Origin of the sequence: Ramlibacter sp. WS9, assembly GCF_003797765.1 — a bacterium.
Lineage (GTDB): Bacteria > Pseudomonadota > Gammaproteobacteria > Burkholderiales > Burkholderiaceae_C > Ramlibacter.
The window spans coordinates 22,921-37,682 of the sequence record NZ_RKMB01000006.1 but is presented as its reverse complement, the minus strand read 5'-3'; the positions used below and the strand labels follow the sequence as shown (position 1 = coordinate 37,682).

Here is a 14,762-nt window from a genome sequence, read left to right as displayed (position 1 = left end):
ATGCCTTGGACCCAAGACCAGATGGCCGCGCGCGCGGCGCAAGAACTCGAAGACGGCTTCTACGTGAACCTCGGCATCGGCATCCCCACGCTCGTCGCCAACTTCACCGGCGACAAGGAAGTGTGGCTGCAGTCCGAGAACGGCATGCTGGGCATCGGCCCGTTCCCGACCGAGGACCAGGTCGACGCCGACCTGATCAACGCCGGCAAGCAGACCGTCACCACCATCAAGGGCTCGTCGATCTTCGGCAGCCACGACAGCTTTGCGATGATCCGCGGCGGCAAGATCAACCTGTCGATCCTGGGCGCGATGCAGGTGAGCGAGCACGGCGACCTGGCCAACTGGATGATCCCCGGCAAGATGGTCAAGGGCATGGGCGGCGCGATGGACCTGGTGGCCGGCGTCAAGCGCGTGATCGTGCTGATGGAGCACGTTGCGAAGAAGAAGGACGGAACCGAGGACCTGAAGATCCTCGAGAAGTGCACGCTGCCGCTGACGGGCGTGGGCGTCGTCGATCGCATCATCACCGACCTGGCCGTGATGGACGTGACGCCGCAGGGCCTGAAGGTCGTCGAGCTCGCGCCTGGCGTGACGCAAGAGTTCCTGCAGTCGAAGACGGGCGCCAAGTTGAATTGAACCCAGCCGATGCGCTCGCCGGCCTCTGGCAGCTTGCCGGGCTGCCGGGCGAGGCATTGGGTTTCGCCAAACTGACCGGGCATGACCCGGTCTTTCCTTCTTCCTTCGCCGTAGGCACGGCCGCGCAGGCGTCCATCGCCGCCGCGGCGCTGGCGGCTTGCGAGCTCGGTCACCTGCGCGGCGTACCGCGACAGCGGGTCTGCGTCGACATGACGCATGCCGCTCTCGAATGCACGGCCTGGTTCAGCATCGACGCGCATACCCCCGAAGCGTGGGACAAATTCTCCGGGCTGTACCGTTGCGCCGACGGCTGGGTGCGCATCCATACCAACTTTGCGCACCACCGCGATGGCGCATTGCGCCTGCTGGGCCTGGACCCGACCCAGGCAGATCGCGCCGACGCCGAAAGGGCCATGCTGGCATGGCGTGCCGTCGAGTTCGAAACTGCGGCGGCCGAAGCCGGCCTCGTCGCGACCGCGTTGCGCACCTTCAAACAATGGGATGCGACTGAGCAAGGGCTAGCGGTCGCCGGGCAGCCTTTGCTCGCGATCGAGCGCATCGGAGACGCGGCTCCGCTCCAGTTGCCGAAGCTCGAGCTGTGGCAGCGTCCGCTCGAAGGCGTCAAGGTAGTGGAGCTCACGCGCATCCTCGCCGGCCCGGTGGGTGGCAGGGCGCTGGCTGCGTATGGCGCCGACGTGATGCTGGTCAACGCGCCGCATCTGCCGAATATCGAAGCGGTTGCCGACACAAGCCGGGGCAAGCGCTCTGCACACGCCGACCTCCGCACGCCCGAGGGCCAAGCGGCGATGGATGGCTTGCTGGATCAGGCCCATGTGTTCGTCCAGGGGTACCGGCCCGGCGGACTGAATGCGCTTGGTTACGGCCCGCTGGACGTCGCGGCGCGCCGCCCGGGCATTGTCTATGTGTCTCTGTCGGCCTATGGCAGTGCCGGCCCGTGGGCCGACCGGCGCGGGTTCGATTCGCTGGTGCAGACGGCCATGGGGTTCAACCACGCCGAGGGAGTAGGCGCGGGGGATGGGCAGCCCCGCGCGCTGCCCATGCAGATCCTGGACGAGGCCACTGGCTACCTGATCGCGATGGGCGCGGCGGCGGCGCTGCATCGGCAGCAACGCGAAGGTGGCAGTTGGCACGTGCAGGTGGCGCTCGCGCAAACCGGCCAATGGCTGCGCGGGCTGGGCCCCGTGGACGGCGGGCCGGCGGCAGTCAAACCTGATCGCTCGCCCTATGTGGAGAAGTCTCCGTCGGGCTGGGGCGAACTGGCGGGGTTTCGCCACAGTGCCCAACTGGCGCGCACCCCGGCGCGTTGGGAACGCGCATCGATGCCGCCGGGCAGCCACCCGCCTCGCTGGGACGAATAGTCCCCGGGGGACATCCGCTGACAGGCGAAAGGTGCGCGGGCCTTCAAACGCGGCCGGGCTGTGGGCCCAGCATTCGAACATCAGCGCGCACCCCTGCGCGCACGCTTTCGGAGGCTCATCGTGAAACACCTCAGCCGCATCCTGTTCTGTTCGCTGCTGGCGACGGCATCCCTGCAGGCCATGGCCTGCTATACGGTCTATGACCAGTCCAATCGTGTCGTCTATCAGGGCGAAAACCCGCCCGTCGACATGAGCCTGCCGCTTCACCAGGCACTGGCACCGCGCTTTCCGGGCGCCAGCATGGTTTTCGAAGCGGGCGCCGCTTGCGAATCGTTCGTGGCACCGAAGGCGCCGGCGGTGGCGGGCGGAACGCCGCTGTTGACCAATGTCCAGACCGCCAAGGCCATGCGCATGCCGCACACGCAACTCGCCGGTGGCATCGCGCTGGTGCAACCCGCCAACGTACGGATGGCGCCCGGCGTGACCGTGTTGCCGGCCGAAGCCACGGCGCTGGCGCAAGGGCCGACGGGCCGCGACACGGTGATCACCGAATATCGGGCACCCGATGGCGCGATTGTCGAGTTGGTGGACCGGGGCGCGGACCCTGCGGCAGCCACGCGGATGATGGGCGCAGGCCCGGCGCCGCGCCGCTGAGGACGCAGCTCACGCAGCTCAGTTGAGGGCGCCCGGAACCGTGACCGGATCGCCGACGATGTCGGCGATCTCCTGCCGAGCCTTCTTTTCCGCGGCGACCAGCGCCTCCTGCTCGTCGCGATAGCCCGTGGCGCTGGCGAGCTTCTCGTCCGTCTGCGCGTTCCAGACGTTCTCGGGTTCATGGGCGCAGATCTTGGCGTAGCCCACGAAGTTCGGGCCGCTACCCACTGTGTACGCGGCGATGTAGTAGCCCTTGTAAGGTCCGCTGATTCTTTCCATCCGCAAGATGCTACGCCGCGACTGTGGAAGTGGTTCATCGGTACGCAAACCGAAACATGAAATACATCTTGGTGCGAATCGGCGTATCCGGAAGCGCTTCTTCAGCTGCCTGCCTCGCTGCGCAGCCGGCGCACCTGCCGGTTCATGCGGATCGACATGATGCGGTTGCGCGCGAGCATCGTGATCCATCGCAGCAGCGACATCCGCTTCAGCTGCAAGGCGAATTCCTGCGGGTCGTCGTAGACGCCGGGGAACTGCTGGGCGATGCTGCCGAGCGCGGGATCCGGCGCGATCATGATCAGCGCGTCGTCGGTGCCGTTCCAGCGATCCTGTCCTTCCAGGTGGATGCCGAAGCCCGACCGCCATCCGCGCCGCTCCAGTGCTTCGCGCGCGGCGGCCAGGTAACGCGGATCGTAGACGTAGTTGTCCGTCACGACCCATTTGCCGTGCGTCCACACCTCGACCACGGGCAGCACGAACACCTGCCGCGTTGTGGCCAGGCCCCGGAACATGTCGTTGCCCACCCGGATCATCCGCACGCGCGCCGGAAGGCCTGCCGCGCGAAGCATGGCCTGGAACAGCGCCGCTTTGCTGTACCAGCCAACCGCATGGCGGTGCGCAAGCGTCACCCGCGTCACCCGGCTGGCTGCGAAAGCGGGGACGTTGAACGGGATGGATGCGACGTAGGCACAGATGCTTCGCAGCTTGTCCGCCTCGGTCCGGCTGAACTGGGTGACGGTCGTGACTCGCAGCCGCAGCTTGTCGTCGCGCAGGTTGAGCATCGGCGCGTCACCGAGCCAGCGGCTGGGGTCGGATCGTTCGCGCTCGGCGGGCGGCATCAACATGGGGTCGAGCAGGGTTGGCCCATGCTAGTGCGAAAGCCCGGCCGCGCCAATGAGGTTTGCGCTCGGGTCGGGTTTGCGCGGCAGCGCAGCAAATTTGCGCGCGATGCGGCGCGGCGCTAGGATGACCGCGATGAACCCACGCGAGCCGTTGCGCCTGCATGTTCCCGAACCGTCCGGCCGGCCTGGGCGCGAAACCGATTTCTCCTATTTGCACACTTCGCCCGCCGGCGAAGTAAGACGGCCGCCGGTCGATGCCTCGCCGGCCGACACCAGCGACCTGGCGTATGGCCTCGTTCGGGTGCTCGACGACGAGGGCCGCGCGGTCGGGCCCTGGGCGATGGAGGTCGACAAGGAAATTCTGCGCAAGGGCCTGCGCGCCATGCTGAAGACGCGCGCATACGACGCCCGCATGCTGATCGCGCAGCGCCAGAAGAAGATCTCGTTCTACATGCAGTGCCTGGGCGAAGAGGCCATCGCGATCGCGCACGCGTTGGCGCTGGAACCCGGCGACATGTGCTTCCCGACGTACCGCCAGCAGGGCCTGCTGCTGGTACGCGACGACATCCCGATGGTGGAAATGATCTGCCAACTCATGTCCAACGAACGTGACCCGCTCAAGGGCCGGCAGTTGCCCGTGATGTACTCGTACAAGCGTGCGGGCTTCTTCACGATCTCCGGCAATCTGGCGACGCAGTTCATCCAGGCGGTGGGTTGGGGCATGGCTTCAGCGATCAAGGGCGATACGAAAATCGCGTCGGCGTGGATCGGCGACGGCGCCACGGCGGAGGCGGACTTCCACACCGCTTTGACGTTCGCGCATGTCTATCGCGCGCCTGTGATCCTCAACGTGGTCAACAACCAGTGGGCCATCTCGACCTTCCAAGCCATCGCGGGCGGCGAGGCGACGACGTTTGCGGCGCGCGGTGTGGGCTGCGGCATCGCTTCTTTGCGCGTCGACGGCAATGACTTCCTCGCGGTGTACGCTGCGTCGCGCTGGGCGGCGGAACGCGCGCGCAGCAACCTGGGGCCGACGTTGATCGAATGGATCACCTACCGCGGCGGGCCGCATTCGACATCGGACGACCCATCGCGCTATCGCCCGGCCGATGACTGGTCGCACTTCCCGCTCGGCGATCCTGTCACGCGGTTGAAGCAGCACCTGATCAGCCTCGGTGCGTGGTCGGAGGAAGAGCATGTTGCGGCGCAGAAGGAATTCGAAACGCAAGTGGGCGCGGCGCTGAAGGAAGCCGAGCGCTACGGCTCGCTGGCCGACGGCCACATGGCCACGGCCGCATCGATGTTCGAGGACGTCTACAAGGAGATGCCCGAGCACCTGAAGCGCCAGCGCGACCAGCTGCTGGGCGAATCCACATGAACGCGCGCGACGAAGCCCAACCGGCCACCGCCGCCTCCGTCACGCGCCGCATGACGATGATCCAGGCGCTGCGCTCGGCGATGGACGTGATGCTGGAGCGCGACCCGAATGTCGTGGTGTTCGGGCAGGACGTGGGTTACTTCGGCGGCGTGTTCCGCTGCACCGAAGGCCTGCAGGTCAAGTACGGCAGTTCGCGCGTGTTCGACGCGCCGATTTCCGAAGGCGGCATCGTCGGCTGCGCCATCGGCATGGCGGCGTACGGTTTGCGGCCGGTGGTGGAGGTGCAGTTCGCCGATTACTTCTATCCGGCGTCCGACCAGATCGTCTCCGAGGCGGCACGCCTGCGCTACCGGTCGGCGGGCGACTTCACCGCACCGCTCACGATCCGCATGCCCTGCGGTGGCGGCATCTACGGCGGCCAGACACACAGCCAGAGCCCGGAGGCGCTGTTCACGCACGTGTGCGGCATCCGCACGGTGATGCCGAGCAATCCCTATGACGCCAAGGGCCTGCTGATCACGTGCATCGAGAACGATGACCCTGTCATCTTCCTGGAGCCCAAGCGCATCTACAACGGGCCTTTCGACGGATACCCGGACCGGCCGCTGGTTCCGTGGTCCGCGCACCCCATGGGCGAAGTGCCGGAGGGCTATTACACGGTACCGCTGGAACAGGCGAAGGTGTTTCGCCCCGGCAAGGACCTGACCGTCATCACGTATGGAACGATGGTCTACGTGTCGGAGGCCGCGGCGAACGAGGCCGGCATCGACGCCGAGATCATCGACCTGCGCAGCCTGTGGCCGATGGACCTGCCGACGGTGATCGAGTCGGTGAAGAAGACCGGCCGCTGCGTGGTCGTGCATGAAGCGACGAAGACCAGCGGCTTCGGCGCGGAGCTGGTGTCGCTGGTGCAGGAGCATTGCTTCTACCACCTGGAGGCGCCGATCGAGCGCGTGGCCGGCTGGGACACGCCGTATCCGCACGCCCAGGAGTGGGCTTACTTTCCAGGCCCGGCGCGAGTGGCCGCCGCGATGAAACGCGCGATGGAGAACTGATTTGGGCATTCACGTCATCAAGATCCCCGACATCGGCGAAGGCATCGCGGAGGTCGAACTCGTAGCCTGGCACGTGGAGCCCGGCGACGACATTGTCGAAGACCAGGGCCTGGCCGACGTGATGACCGACAAGGCCACGGTGGAGATCCCGTCGCCGGTGCGCGGCAAGGTGCTGGCGCTGGGGGGCGAGATCGGGCAATTGATGGCGGTGGGCTCGGAGTTGATACGGATCGAGGTGGAAGGGGCGGGCAAGGCGAGCGAGGCTGCCAAGCCTGCGCCCGTGGCGGTTGCGCCATCGCCATCGCGCTCATCGGTGTCCCCATCCCAACCTTCCCCCGCAGGGGGAAGGAGCGAAGCCCCGCGCGCCCCCGAAGACAAGCCCATCGCATCGCCGTCGGTGCGCCGCCGCGCGTGGGAACTCGGCGTCGACCTGGCGCAGGTCCCTGGCAGCGGCACGGCCGGCCGCATCACGCACGCCGACCTGGATGGCGCAGCCGCCGGCGCGGCGCGAATCCCGCAGCCCAAGCGCGCCAGCGCCATGAAGAGCCTGGGCCCGGGTGACATCGAGAACATCCCCGTCATCGGCATGCGTCGCAAGATCGCGCAGAAGATGCAGGAGTCCAAGCGCCACATCCCCCACTTCACCTATGTCGAGGAAGTGGACGTGACCGAAGTCGAAGCCCTGCGCGCGCGCCTGAACGCGAAGAAGGACCGGCAGCGCCTGACGCTGCTGCCCTTCCTGATGCGCGCCGTGGTGGTGGCGCTGCGCGACTTCCCGCAGCTCAACGCGCATTTCGACGACACGGCCGGTGTGCTCAAGCGCCATGGCGCGGTGCATCTGGGCATCGCCACACAGACCGAGGCCGGGCTGCTGGTGCCCGTGGTCCACCACGCGCAGGACCTCGATCTGTGGGAAAGCGCCACCGAGCTGGCCCGCGTGGCCGAGGGCGCGCGCAGCGGCAAGGCGACGCGCGAAGACCTGTCCGGTTCGACCATCACCATCACCAGCCTGGGCGCGCTGGGCGGCATCGTCTCCACGCCCATCATCAATCACCCGGAAGTGGCGATCGTGGGCGTCAATCGCATGGTGTTGCGCCCGGTGATGCGCGGCGGCGCCGTGGTGGCGCGCCAGATGATGAACCTGTCGTCGTCGTTCGACCACCGGGTGGTGGACGGCCAGGTGGCGGCCGAGTTCGTGCAGGCGCTACGGGGCTTGCTGGAATATCCGGCCACGCTGTTCATCGACGCGGGCTGAGTTCCTAGCAGAATCTGCGGCTGACGAAGCGCGAGCCGGCGAGTCCGAAGCGCCACGGCACGTGCATCGCCTTGGTGATGCCGATGCGCGGGCCCGTCACCACAGGCACCGCTTCGGGCGCCGCCAGCACCTGGAAGGGCTTGCGGTCGAGCCGGCAGCCGTTGAGCTCGCGCGTGATGCCCAGCGCCTGGCCGACCCGGCCGGGCCCCGAGCACAGGAGTCGCACATCATCCAGGCCGCGGCGCGCGCGCATCAGGTCGATGCCGTGCGTGGGCTCGATCGCGCGGATCAGCACCCCGGCGCCATGGCCTTCGTCGTTGCAGACGAAATTCAGGCACCAGTGAATGCCGTAGGAGCGATACACATAGGCCCGGCCCGGCGGGCCGAACATCACCTCGTTGCGCGGCGTGGGGCCGGAGAAGCTGTGCGAGGCCGCGTCCTCGCGGTCGTAGGCCTCGGTTTCGACGATGCGGCCGCCGACGCCGTCGATGAGCAAGGTGGCACCGATGAGCGTGGAGGCGACTTCGTGGGAATCGCCGCGGAAGTCGTTGGGTGTCAATTTCCTGCCCATCGATGATCAGGTTTCGGCAACCAGCACTTCGGCCGGGATACCCAAGCCGCGATGAAGGCGGCGAATCATGGCCAGCGTCAGCGGGCGCTTTTTGTTGAGCACTTCATAGACGCGATTGGGCCGGCCGATCATGGGTTCGAGATCCTTTATCGCCAGGCCCGACTGTTCCATCCGGAATTTGATCGCTTCGATCGGGTCGGGCATTTCCAGCGGGAAGTGTTTGCTTTCCCAGGCCTGGATCAGAGTGATCAGTATTTCGAAGCGGTCCGCGTCTTCAGTGCCCGGCTCGGGCTCGTTGTCGAAATAGGCGGAGGCGGCCTTGAGCGCCGCCCGGTAATCGGCGTCGGTGTGGATGGGGCGGATGTCCATGCGGTCACTCCATTTCGATGGTTTCCGCATCCACGGCGTCGTATTGCGCGTGGGTGCCGATGAATTTGATGTAGACCGCTTCGAACCGATAGGCCACGGCGACGATGAGGCGGTACTCATTGCCCTTGATGTTGAACACCACGCGATTGCCGCGCAGGAAGCTGGCGCTGCTGTAGCGATTCTTGATGTCTTGCGGGGTTTTCCATGACGCAGTGCGCGCTTCCTCGGTCCAAGCCTTCAATGCTTCAGATGCCGGGGGATGGCGCTCACAGAAGTCGCGGATGTTTTTCAAGGCGATCACACGCATGGATTTTAGTCCCAAATTGGGACTCTCGGTTTTGGACGGCGTTTAAACCAAACGACGGCTTCCGGGGAGCTGGAAAAGACTGTATAAAGAAACAGCATCCTAGCCCAAATTTCCCCGTGACTGCCCGCCTGCGCCTCATAGAACCCGCTTCCCTCCCCAATGTGTGGCGGGTGCCCGAGCTGGCGCGAGCCGAAGAAGTGGTTGTGCCCACGGGCCATGCCACTCTCGATGCGCAATTGCCCGGCGGCGGCTGGCCGGTGGGCAGCATGGTGGAAGTGCTGCAAGAGCGCGCCGGCCCGCATGTCTGGCAACTGCTGTTGCCGGGCTTGGCCCAAGCCATCGTCAAGCAAGTCGGGCCGGTGGTGCTGGTGAGCGCACCGTTTGAACCGTTCGGCCCCAGCCTCGCGGCCCAGGGCTTGCCGGGCGAGCGCCTGCTGTGCGTCAAGGCCGACAAGCCCGCACCGCGGTTGTGGGCCACCGAGCAGGCCTTGCGCTGCGCCGACGTGGCGGCCGTGCTGGCGTGGCTGCCGCAGGCCAAGAGCGCCGAGCTGCGGCGCCTGCACATGGCGGCGCAGCAGCACGACAAGCTGCTGTTCGTCTTTCGCGGGGTGGATGCGCGCCACGACGCATCGCCGGCGCGGCTGCGGTTGCTGGCCGAGGGCATCGACGCGCTGCAGCTGCACATCCTGAAGCGCCGCGGCCCGCCGCTGGAGATGCCGCTGTCATTGCCGGCCCATGCCGCGCGCGTGGCAGCGCTTCTGGATGCGCGCAAGGGACGCGCCGCACCTGCGCCCGCGCCGGCCGTTTCGCCGGTCGTTACTTTGCCCAGGAGATCGCATGTACTGGATCGCGCTGCTGCCCTCGAATGAAGACGAGCGTACCGCCTGGGGCTGGCGCGCGTTGCAGTTCACGCCGCGCGTGGCGCCGGTGGATGAGGCACTGCTGCTCGAAGTGTCCGCATCGGAAAAGCTCTGGGGCGGACGCAAGCGCCTGCTGCGCCTGCTGCTCAAGGAATGTGAGCCGCTGACTGCCCCGCAGTGGGCGCAGGGCGCCACCTCGCTCACGGCCCTGGCCCTGCTGCGCCAGAAGCTGCGCGGTGAGACGGCGCCGGCCCGGCCGCCGCAAGACCTGCCGTTGGAACTGCTCACCGCCGCCCGCGAGCACGTGCCCACGCTGGAACGCACCGGCTGCCGCACCTGGGGTGAGCTGCGGGCCTTGCCGCGTGCCGGCGTGGCGCGGCGCTTCGGCGCCGCCTTACTGGACGCCCTCGACGCGGCTTATGGCGAGCGGCCCGAGCGCTACCCGTGGCTGCAATTGCCCGAGGAGTTCGACATGAAGTTCGAACTGGTGTCGCTGGCCACCACCGCACCCGAGCTGATGTGGAGCGCGCAGCGTCTGCTCACACAATTGCAGGTGTGGCTGCAGGCGCGTCATCGCGGCGTGCTGGCGCTGGAGCTGGAGTGGACGCTGGACCTGCGGCGCCTGAACGGCGTGCGCCTGCCCAGCCACGAGCAGTTGACGGTGCGCACCGCGCAGCCCACGCAGGACATCTCGCATTTGAGGCGACTGGTCGGCGAACACCTGTCGCGTGCAACGCTGTCGGCACCGGCCAATCACCTGCGCCTGCGCTCGATCGAAACCATGCCCTGGGGCGGCGCCGACAAGAGCCTGCTGCCGGAAGACAACGTCAAGGGCGAGAGGCTGCATCAATTGGTGGAGCGGCTCAGTGTGCGGCTGGGGGAGGGGAATGTGGTGGTGGCGCAGGCGTGCGCGGATCATCGGCCGGAGCGGATGCAGTGTTGGGTGCCGGCGCGTGGAGATGGATTGCGGGTCAAGCCCGCAATGACAGACTCTCTCTATCCCCCTTGGCTCCTGCCTCGGCCTTTGCCACTCGAAGTCCACAACAGCGTTCCCCATTACTGCGGCCCCTTGCGCCGCCTGACGCGGCTGTACCGCGTCGAAACCGGCTGGTGGGAAGGCGGCAAGCCGGCGCTGCGCGACTACTTCATCGCGCGCAGCGAAGAAGCGGGGCTGGTGTGGATCTATCGCGAGCGGCCGGCGCAACTGGCGCGGGGGCTGGAGCGGGCCCAGGAGTTCCGCTGGTATCTGCAGGGCCTGTATGCCTGAATACCATGTCAAATCCGGCCCGTTCCTCAACGAGGAGCGCGACGTGCCTCCCGTGCTGGGGGAAGGCCCTGACTTGCTGCCCGGTTATGCGGAGCTGCATTGCCTCAGCAATTTCAGCTTCCAGCGCGGGGCTTCGCATGTGCAGGAATTGGTGCGCCGCGCCTACGACCTGGGCTATGCCGCCCTGGCCATCACCGACGAATGTTCGGTCGCCGGGGTGGTGCGGGCCTGGTCGGGGCTGAAGGAGTACAAGGCATTTATCGAGAGGCTCGAAGCGCAGCATCCCAGCCAGCAGCGTTTGCGTGATTTCAAGCTGTTATTTGGCAGCGAATTCGACATGGGCGATTGCCGCCTGGTCGCCATCGCGCGCGACATGGAAGGCTGGGGTGGCCTGTGCGAGTTCATCACCGCCGCGCGGATGACGGCGCCCAAGGGCGAATACCGCGTGGGCTGGGATGCCAGCGATTTCAGCCAGCTGGCCGGCTGCGAAATCCTTTACGTGCCCAAGCGCAACGCCGCTGCCGGCCCGGAAGAGATTTGCACCAGCCTCGCGAAGGCGGTGGGACTTCTCGGCTCCCGTGTGTGGCTGGCGGTGGAGCTGCTGCACCAGCTCGACGACGATCTCTGGCTGGCTACGCTGCAGAAGGCCGGCGAGCGATGCGGCGTCTCCCTGGTGGCCGCCGGCGATGTGCACATGCACGTGCGCTCGCGCAAACGCCTGCATGACGTGATCACGGCCGTGCGCGTGGGCAAGCCGGTAGCGCAATGCGGGTTCGAGCTGCAGGCCAATGCCGAGCGGCACCTGCGCCAGCGCAAGCGCCTGGCCGAAATCTATCCGCCCGAACTGCTGGCCGCCACGGTGGAAGTGGCGGCGCGCTGCAATTTCGACCTGACCTCCATCCAATACGACTACCCGCAGGAAACCGTGCCCGCGGGCATGACGCCGACGCAGGGGTTGCGGGATCTTGTCCTGCAAGGCATGCGCCGGCGCTATGCGGGAAAGGCCACGCCGTTCAAGATCAAACGCTACCTGGCCAAGGAACTGGCCCTGATCCGCCAGTGCAACTATGAAATGTTCTTCCTCACGGTGCACGACATCGTGCGGTTCGCCGAGAGCAAGGAAATTCTCTGCCAGGGCCGCGGTTCGGCGGCCAACTCGGTCGTGTGCTATTGCCTGGGCATCACGGCGGCCGACCCCGAACATTCCAACCCGCTGCTCGAGCGCTTCATCAGCATCGACCGCCGCAACGAGCCACCCGACATCGATGTGGACTTCGAGCACGAGCGGCGTGAAGAGGTCATCCAGTACATCTACGACAAGTACGGGCGCGAGCGTGCCGCGATTGCCGCGGTGGTCATCTGCTACCGAACCCGCAGCGCTATCCGCGATGTGGGCAAGGCCCTGGACGTCGCCGAACCGCTGATCGACGCCTTCGCCAAGGACCATCATTGGTTCGACGATGAGCTGGCCACCGGCCGCCTGGGTGAACTGGCGCAGGCCACGGGCGTTGAAATCAGCGAGCAAAACGCCCGCTTGTGGCTGGAGCTCACCGAGGACCTCATGGGGTTTCCGCGCCACCTGAGCCAGCACGTGGGCGGCTTCGTGCTCACGCAGACCCGGCTCACGAGCCTGGTGCCGGTGGAAAACGCGTCCATGAAGGACCGTTCCGTCATCCAGTGGGACAAGGACGACCTGGAGGACATGGGGCTGATGAAGGTCGACGTGCTGGCGCTGGGCATGCTCACTGCCATCCGGCGCTGCCTGGACTTCGTGAGCCAGCGGCGCGGCGTGCCGTTCACCCGTTACGACATCCCCTCGGAAGATCCGGCAACCTACGAAATGATCCGCAAAGCCGACACCGTGGGCGTGTTCCAGATCGAAAGCCGGGCCCAGATGTCGATGCTGCCGCGCCTGAAGCCCAAGGTGTTCTACGACCTGGTGGTGGAAGTGGCCATCGTGCGGCCCGGGCCGATCTCGGGCGGCATGGTGCACCCGTACCTGAAGGCGCGCGAGCGCGTGGCGCAGAAAAAGACGATCGAGTACGAGCGCTCTTCCCAGGAGCTTCCCGGCCAGGAGCCGCGCCTCAAGAAGGCATTGGAGCGCACGCTGGGCATCCCCATCTTCCAGGAGCAGGTGATGGAGATTTCGATGATCGCCGCCGGCTTCAGCGCCTCGGAGGCCGATGGGCTGCGCCGCGCCATGGCCGCGTGGAAGCGCAAAGGCGGCGTCGACAAATACCAGCGCAGGCTGGTCGGCGGCATGCTGGGCAAGGGCTACTCCGAGGAATTCGCCCATCGCATCTTCAAGCAGATCGAAGGCTTCGGCGACTACGGCTTCCCCGAAAGCCACGCCTACAGCTTCGCGCTGCTGGCCTATTCGAGCAGCTGGCTCAAATGCCACGAACCCGAATGCTTCCTGGCTGCCATGCTCAACTCCCAGCCCATGGGTTTCTACTCGCCCTCGCAGCTGATCCAGGATGCGGACCGCCATGGCGTGCAAGTACTTCCGCCCGACGTTTCCCACAGCGACTGGGACTGCAAATTGGGGTCAGATTCCAATTCTTCCCGCCCCGCCGTCCGCCTCGGCCTGCGCATGATCGGCAGCCTGAGCGAAGCAGGGGGCCAGCGCGTCGTCGCGGCTCGCGAGCAAGCTGCTTTCACCAGCACCGAAGACATGGCGATACGAGCCGAGCTGGACATGAAAGACATCAACGCCCTGGCGGCGGGAGACGCGCTGATGTCACTTTCGGGCCATCGCCGCCAGCAGGTGTGGGACGCGGCCGCCCAGCGGCGCGCGCCGGCCCTGCTGCAAGGCGCGCCTGTCAACGAAGAGGCGTTGAGCCTGCCTCCCGCGGCCGAAGGCGAGGAGATCGTCTTCGACTACGCCTCCATGGGCCTGACCTTGCGCCGCCATCCGCTGGCGCTATTGCGGCCGCGCCTTTCGCGCATGAAACTGCTCAATGCAAAAGAGTTGCACCACTTGCCCAGCGGACAGCGCGTCGCGGCCTGCGGCATCGTCACCGTGCGCCAGCAGCCGCAGACGGCCAACGGTACGATCTTCGTCACCCTGGAAGACGAGACAGGCCCGGTGAACGTGATCGTGTGGCGGCATGTGCGCGAGAAGCAGCGCGAAGCGCTGTTGCGCTCGCGCCTGCTCGCCGTGTGGGGCAAATGGCAGCGCGATGAGGACAGCGGCGGCGAGGTGCGGCACCTGGTCGCCGAGCGGATGAAAGACCTGACCCCGCTGCTCGGCCGCCTGGGCCAGCAGAGCAGCAAAAGCCGGGACTTTCATTGATGGCCACGAGCGCGATCCCCACGCCGCACCGCCTCTTCATCGGCCTCATGCCCGATCGCCAACTGCAGGCTGCCATCCAGCGCCACTGCCGCCAATGGGAATGGCCCGAACAGGCAAAGCCCACACGATTCGGGTGCTATCACCTCACGCTCTGTTTCCTCGGTGAGGTTGGTTTGGCGCCCGAGCAGCGCTTGCGCAAGGCGTTGCGCGAAGTCGTTGTCACGCCGCTGGAGCTGGAGTTGCGCGTCCCGGAAGTCTGGCGTAACCACGTCGCGGTGTTGAGGCCCGCGGACCACGATGGGTTGCAGGCGCTGCAAGGGCGCGTGGCGGAAGCCGTGTCGCAGGCTGGACTGCCCGTTGTGCACAACACTTTCAAAGCCCACGTGACCCTGGCGCGCAACGCGGCCCAGGCCAGACCGCCCGAGGCGGTGCAGCCTATCCGCTGGCGGGTCGACGAGGTCGTGCTGGTCTGGTCGGTGCTGTATCCGCAGGCCAAGCCGGCACGCTACGAAGTCGTGGAGCGCTTCGGCGTCACGCCGGGAAGGGAGCTCGGGCCGCCGGCGCCGAGCGGGCAGGGTGGCGAACAGCTCGGTTTATGGGAGTGAGTTCGATCTA

General features: G+C 66.6%; 15 protein-coding genes. 10 read left to right on the top strand and 5 right to left on the bottom strand.

Annotation, left to right across the window (positions count from 1 at the left end):
* From EEB15_RS11520 to EEB15_RS11510, 3 genes are all read left to right on the top strand, one after another.
* Nucleotides 1–636 (top strand): 3-oxoacid CoA-transferase subunit B, encoded by a 636-nt coding sequence (locus EEB15_RS11520; protein ID WP_141510003.1) that lies wholly within the window; start codon nt 1–3, stop codon nt 634–636.
* Nucleotides 633–2,015 carry a CoA transferase gene (locus EEB15_RS11515; protein ID WP_141510002.1) on the top strand — a complete coding sequence of 461 codons (1,383 nt, stop codon included), beginning with the start codon at nt 633–635 and terminating at the stop codon, nt 2,013–2,015. Before EEB15_RS11520 ends, EEB15_RS11515 begins: the two co-directional genes overlap by 4 nt.
* 120 nt (nt 2,016–2,135) lie before the next feature.
* Nucleotides 2,136–2,669, top strand: a complete 534-nt coding sequence (locus EEB15_RS11510) for a hypothetical protein (protein ID WP_141510001.1) — start codon at nt 2,136–2,138, stop codon at nt 2,667–2,669.
* Between the two features lie 18 nt (nt 2,670–2,687).
* Here the strand turns inward: EEB15_RS11510 and EEB15_RS11505 are convergent, their stop codons facing one another.
* Nucleotides 2,688–2,948 (bottom strand): hypothetical protein, encoded by a 261-nt coding sequence (locus tag EEB15_RS11505; protein ID WP_141510000.1) that lies wholly within the window; start codon nt 2,946–2,948, stop codon nt 2,688–2,690.
* Nucleotides 2,949–3,049: 101 nt separating this feature from the next.
* Complete coding sequence (locus EEB15_RS11500) at nt 3,050–3,793, bottom strand: transglutaminase-like domain-containing protein (RefSeq protein WP_141509999.1); 744 nt, start codon at nt 3,791–3,793, stop codon at nt 3,050–3,052.
* Between the two features lie 130 nt (nt 3,794–3,923).
* Between EEB15_RS11500 and EEB15_RS11495 the strand changes: the two genes are divergently transcribed.
* From EEB15_RS11495 to EEB15_RS11485, 3 genes are read left to right on the top strand one after another with little or no spacing between them, the layout of a single operon-like run.
* Nucleotides 3,924–5,168, top strand: a complete 1,245-nt coding sequence (locus EEB15_RS11495) for a 3-methyl-2-oxobutanoate dehydrogenase (2-methylpropanoyl-transferring) subunit alpha (protein ID WP_141509998.1) — start codon at nt 3,924–3,926, stop codon at nt 5,166–5,168.
* Nucleotides 5,165–6,223 (top strand): alpha-ketoacid dehydrogenase subunit beta, encoded by a 1,059-nt coding sequence (locus EEB15_RS11490; RefSeq protein ID WP_141509997.1) that lies wholly within the window; start codon nt 5,165–5,167, stop codon nt 6,221–6,223. The genes EEB15_RS11495 and EEB15_RS11490 overlap by 4 nt, the downstream gene beginning before the upstream one ends.
* Nucleotide 6,224: 1 nt before the next feature.
* Nucleotides 6,225–7,478, top strand: coding sequence for a dihydrolipoamide acetyltransferase family protein (locus EEB15_RS11485; protein ID WP_141509996.1), 1,254 nt, complete (start codon nt 6,225–6,227; stop codon nt 7,476–7,478).
* Nucleotides 7,479–7,482: 4 nt separating this feature from the next.
* On the opposite strand, the gene EEB15_RS11480 is transcribed toward EEB15_RS11485, so the two are convergent.
* From EEB15_RS11480 to EEB15_RS11470, 3 genes are read right to left on the bottom strand one after another with little or no spacing between them, the layout of a single operon-like run.
* Entirely contained in the window at nt 7,483–8,049 is a 567-nt protein-coding gene (locus EEB15_RS11480; RefSeq protein WP_141509995.1) for a DNA-3-methyladenine glycosylase, read from the bottom strand.
* 6 nt (nt 8,050–8,055) lie between these two features.
* The gene (locus tag EEB15_RS11475) at nt 8,056–8,418 is read right to left on the bottom strand and encodes a type II toxin-antitoxin system HigA family antitoxin (protein WP_141509994.1); all 363 of its coding nucleotides are present in this window, start codon (nt 8,416–8,418) and stop codon (nt 8,056–8,058) included.
* A gap of 4 nt (nt 8,419–8,422) precedes the next feature.
* Nucleotides 8,423–8,725 carry a type II toxin-antitoxin system HigB family toxin gene (locus EEB15_RS11470; RefSeq protein WP_141509993.1) on the bottom strand — a complete coding sequence of 101 codons (303 nt, stop codon included), beginning with the start codon at nt 8,723–8,725 and terminating at the stop codon, nt 8,423–8,425.
* 116 nt (nt 8,726–8,841) lie between these two features.
* Between EEB15_RS11470 and imuA the strand changes: the two genes are divergently transcribed.
* The 4 genes from imuA to thpR are packed head-to-tail and all read left to right on the top strand — an operon-like array spanning nt 8,842 to nt 14,752.
* Entirely contained in the window at nt 8,842–9,594 is a 753-nt protein-coding gene (gene imuA, locus EEB15_RS11465) for a translesion DNA synthesis-associated protein ImuA (protein WP_233259460.1), read from the top strand.
* Nucleotides 9,563–10,852 (top strand): DNA polymerase Y family protein, encoded by a 1,290-nt coding sequence (locus EEB15_RS11460; protein WP_141509991.1) that lies wholly within the window; start codon nt 9,563–9,565, stop codon nt 10,850–10,852. The genes imuA and EEB15_RS11460 overlap by 32 nt, the downstream gene beginning before the upstream one ends.
* A complete protein-coding gene (locus tag EEB15_RS11455) occupies nt 10,845–14,147 on the top strand; it encodes an error-prone DNA polymerase (RefSeq protein ID WP_141509990.1) in 3,303 nt (1,100 codons plus the stop codon). The genes EEB15_RS11460 and EEB15_RS11455 overlap by 8 nt, the downstream gene beginning before the upstream one ends.
* A complete protein-coding gene (gene thpR, locus EEB15_RS11450; protein ID WP_141509989.1) occupies nt 14,147–14,752 on the top strand; it encodes an RNA 2',3'-cyclic phosphodiesterase in 606 nt (201 codons plus the stop codon). The genes EEB15_RS11455 and thpR overlap by 1 nt, the downstream gene beginning before the upstream one ends.
* Nucleotides 14,753–14,762 lie beyond the last annotated feature (10 nt).

Coding starts and splice junctions, on each gene's coding strand:
- EEB15_RS11520 (WP_141510003.1), top strand. CDS start 1: ATGCCTTGGACCCAAGACCAGATGGCCGCGCGCGCGGCGCAAGAACTC.
- EEB15_RS11505 (WP_141510000.1), bottom strand. CDS start 2,948: ATGGAAAGAATCAGCGGACCTTACAAGGGCTACTACATCGCCGCGTAC.
- EEB15_RS11500 (WP_141509999.1), bottom strand. CDS start 3,793: ATGTTGATGCCGCCCGCCGAGCGCGAACGATCCGACCCCAGCCGCTGG.
- EEB15_RS11495 (WP_141509998.1), top strand. CDS start 3,924: ATGAACCCACGCGAGCCGTTGCGCCTGCATGTTCCCGAACCGTCCGGC.
- EEB15_RS11490 (WP_141509997.1), top strand. CDS start 5,165: ATGAACGCGCGCGACGAAGCCCAACCGGCCACCGCCGCCTCCGTCACG.
- EEB15_RS11480 (WP_141509995.1), bottom strand. CDS start 8,049: ATGGGCAGGAAATTGACACCCAACGACTTCCGCGGCGATTCCCACGAA.
- EEB15_RS11475 (WP_141509994.1), bottom strand. CDS start 8,418: ATGGACATCCGCCCCATCCACACCGACGCCGATTACCGGGCGGCGCTC.
- EEB15_RS11470 (WP_141509993.1), bottom strand. CDS start 8,725: ATGCGTGTGATCGCCTTGAAAAACATCCGCGACTTCTGTGAGCGCCAT.
- EEB15_RS11460 (WP_141509991.1), top strand. CDS start 9,563: ATGTACTGGATCGCGCTGCTGCCCTCGAATGAAGACGAGCGTACCGCC.
- EEB15_RS11455 (WP_141509990.1), top strand. CDS start 10,845: ATGCCTGAATACCATGTCAAATCCGGCCCGTTCCTCAACGAGGAGCGC.
- thpR (WP_141509989.1), top strand. CDS start 14,147: ATGGCCACGAGCGCGATCCCCACGCCGCACCGCCTCTTCATCGGCCTC.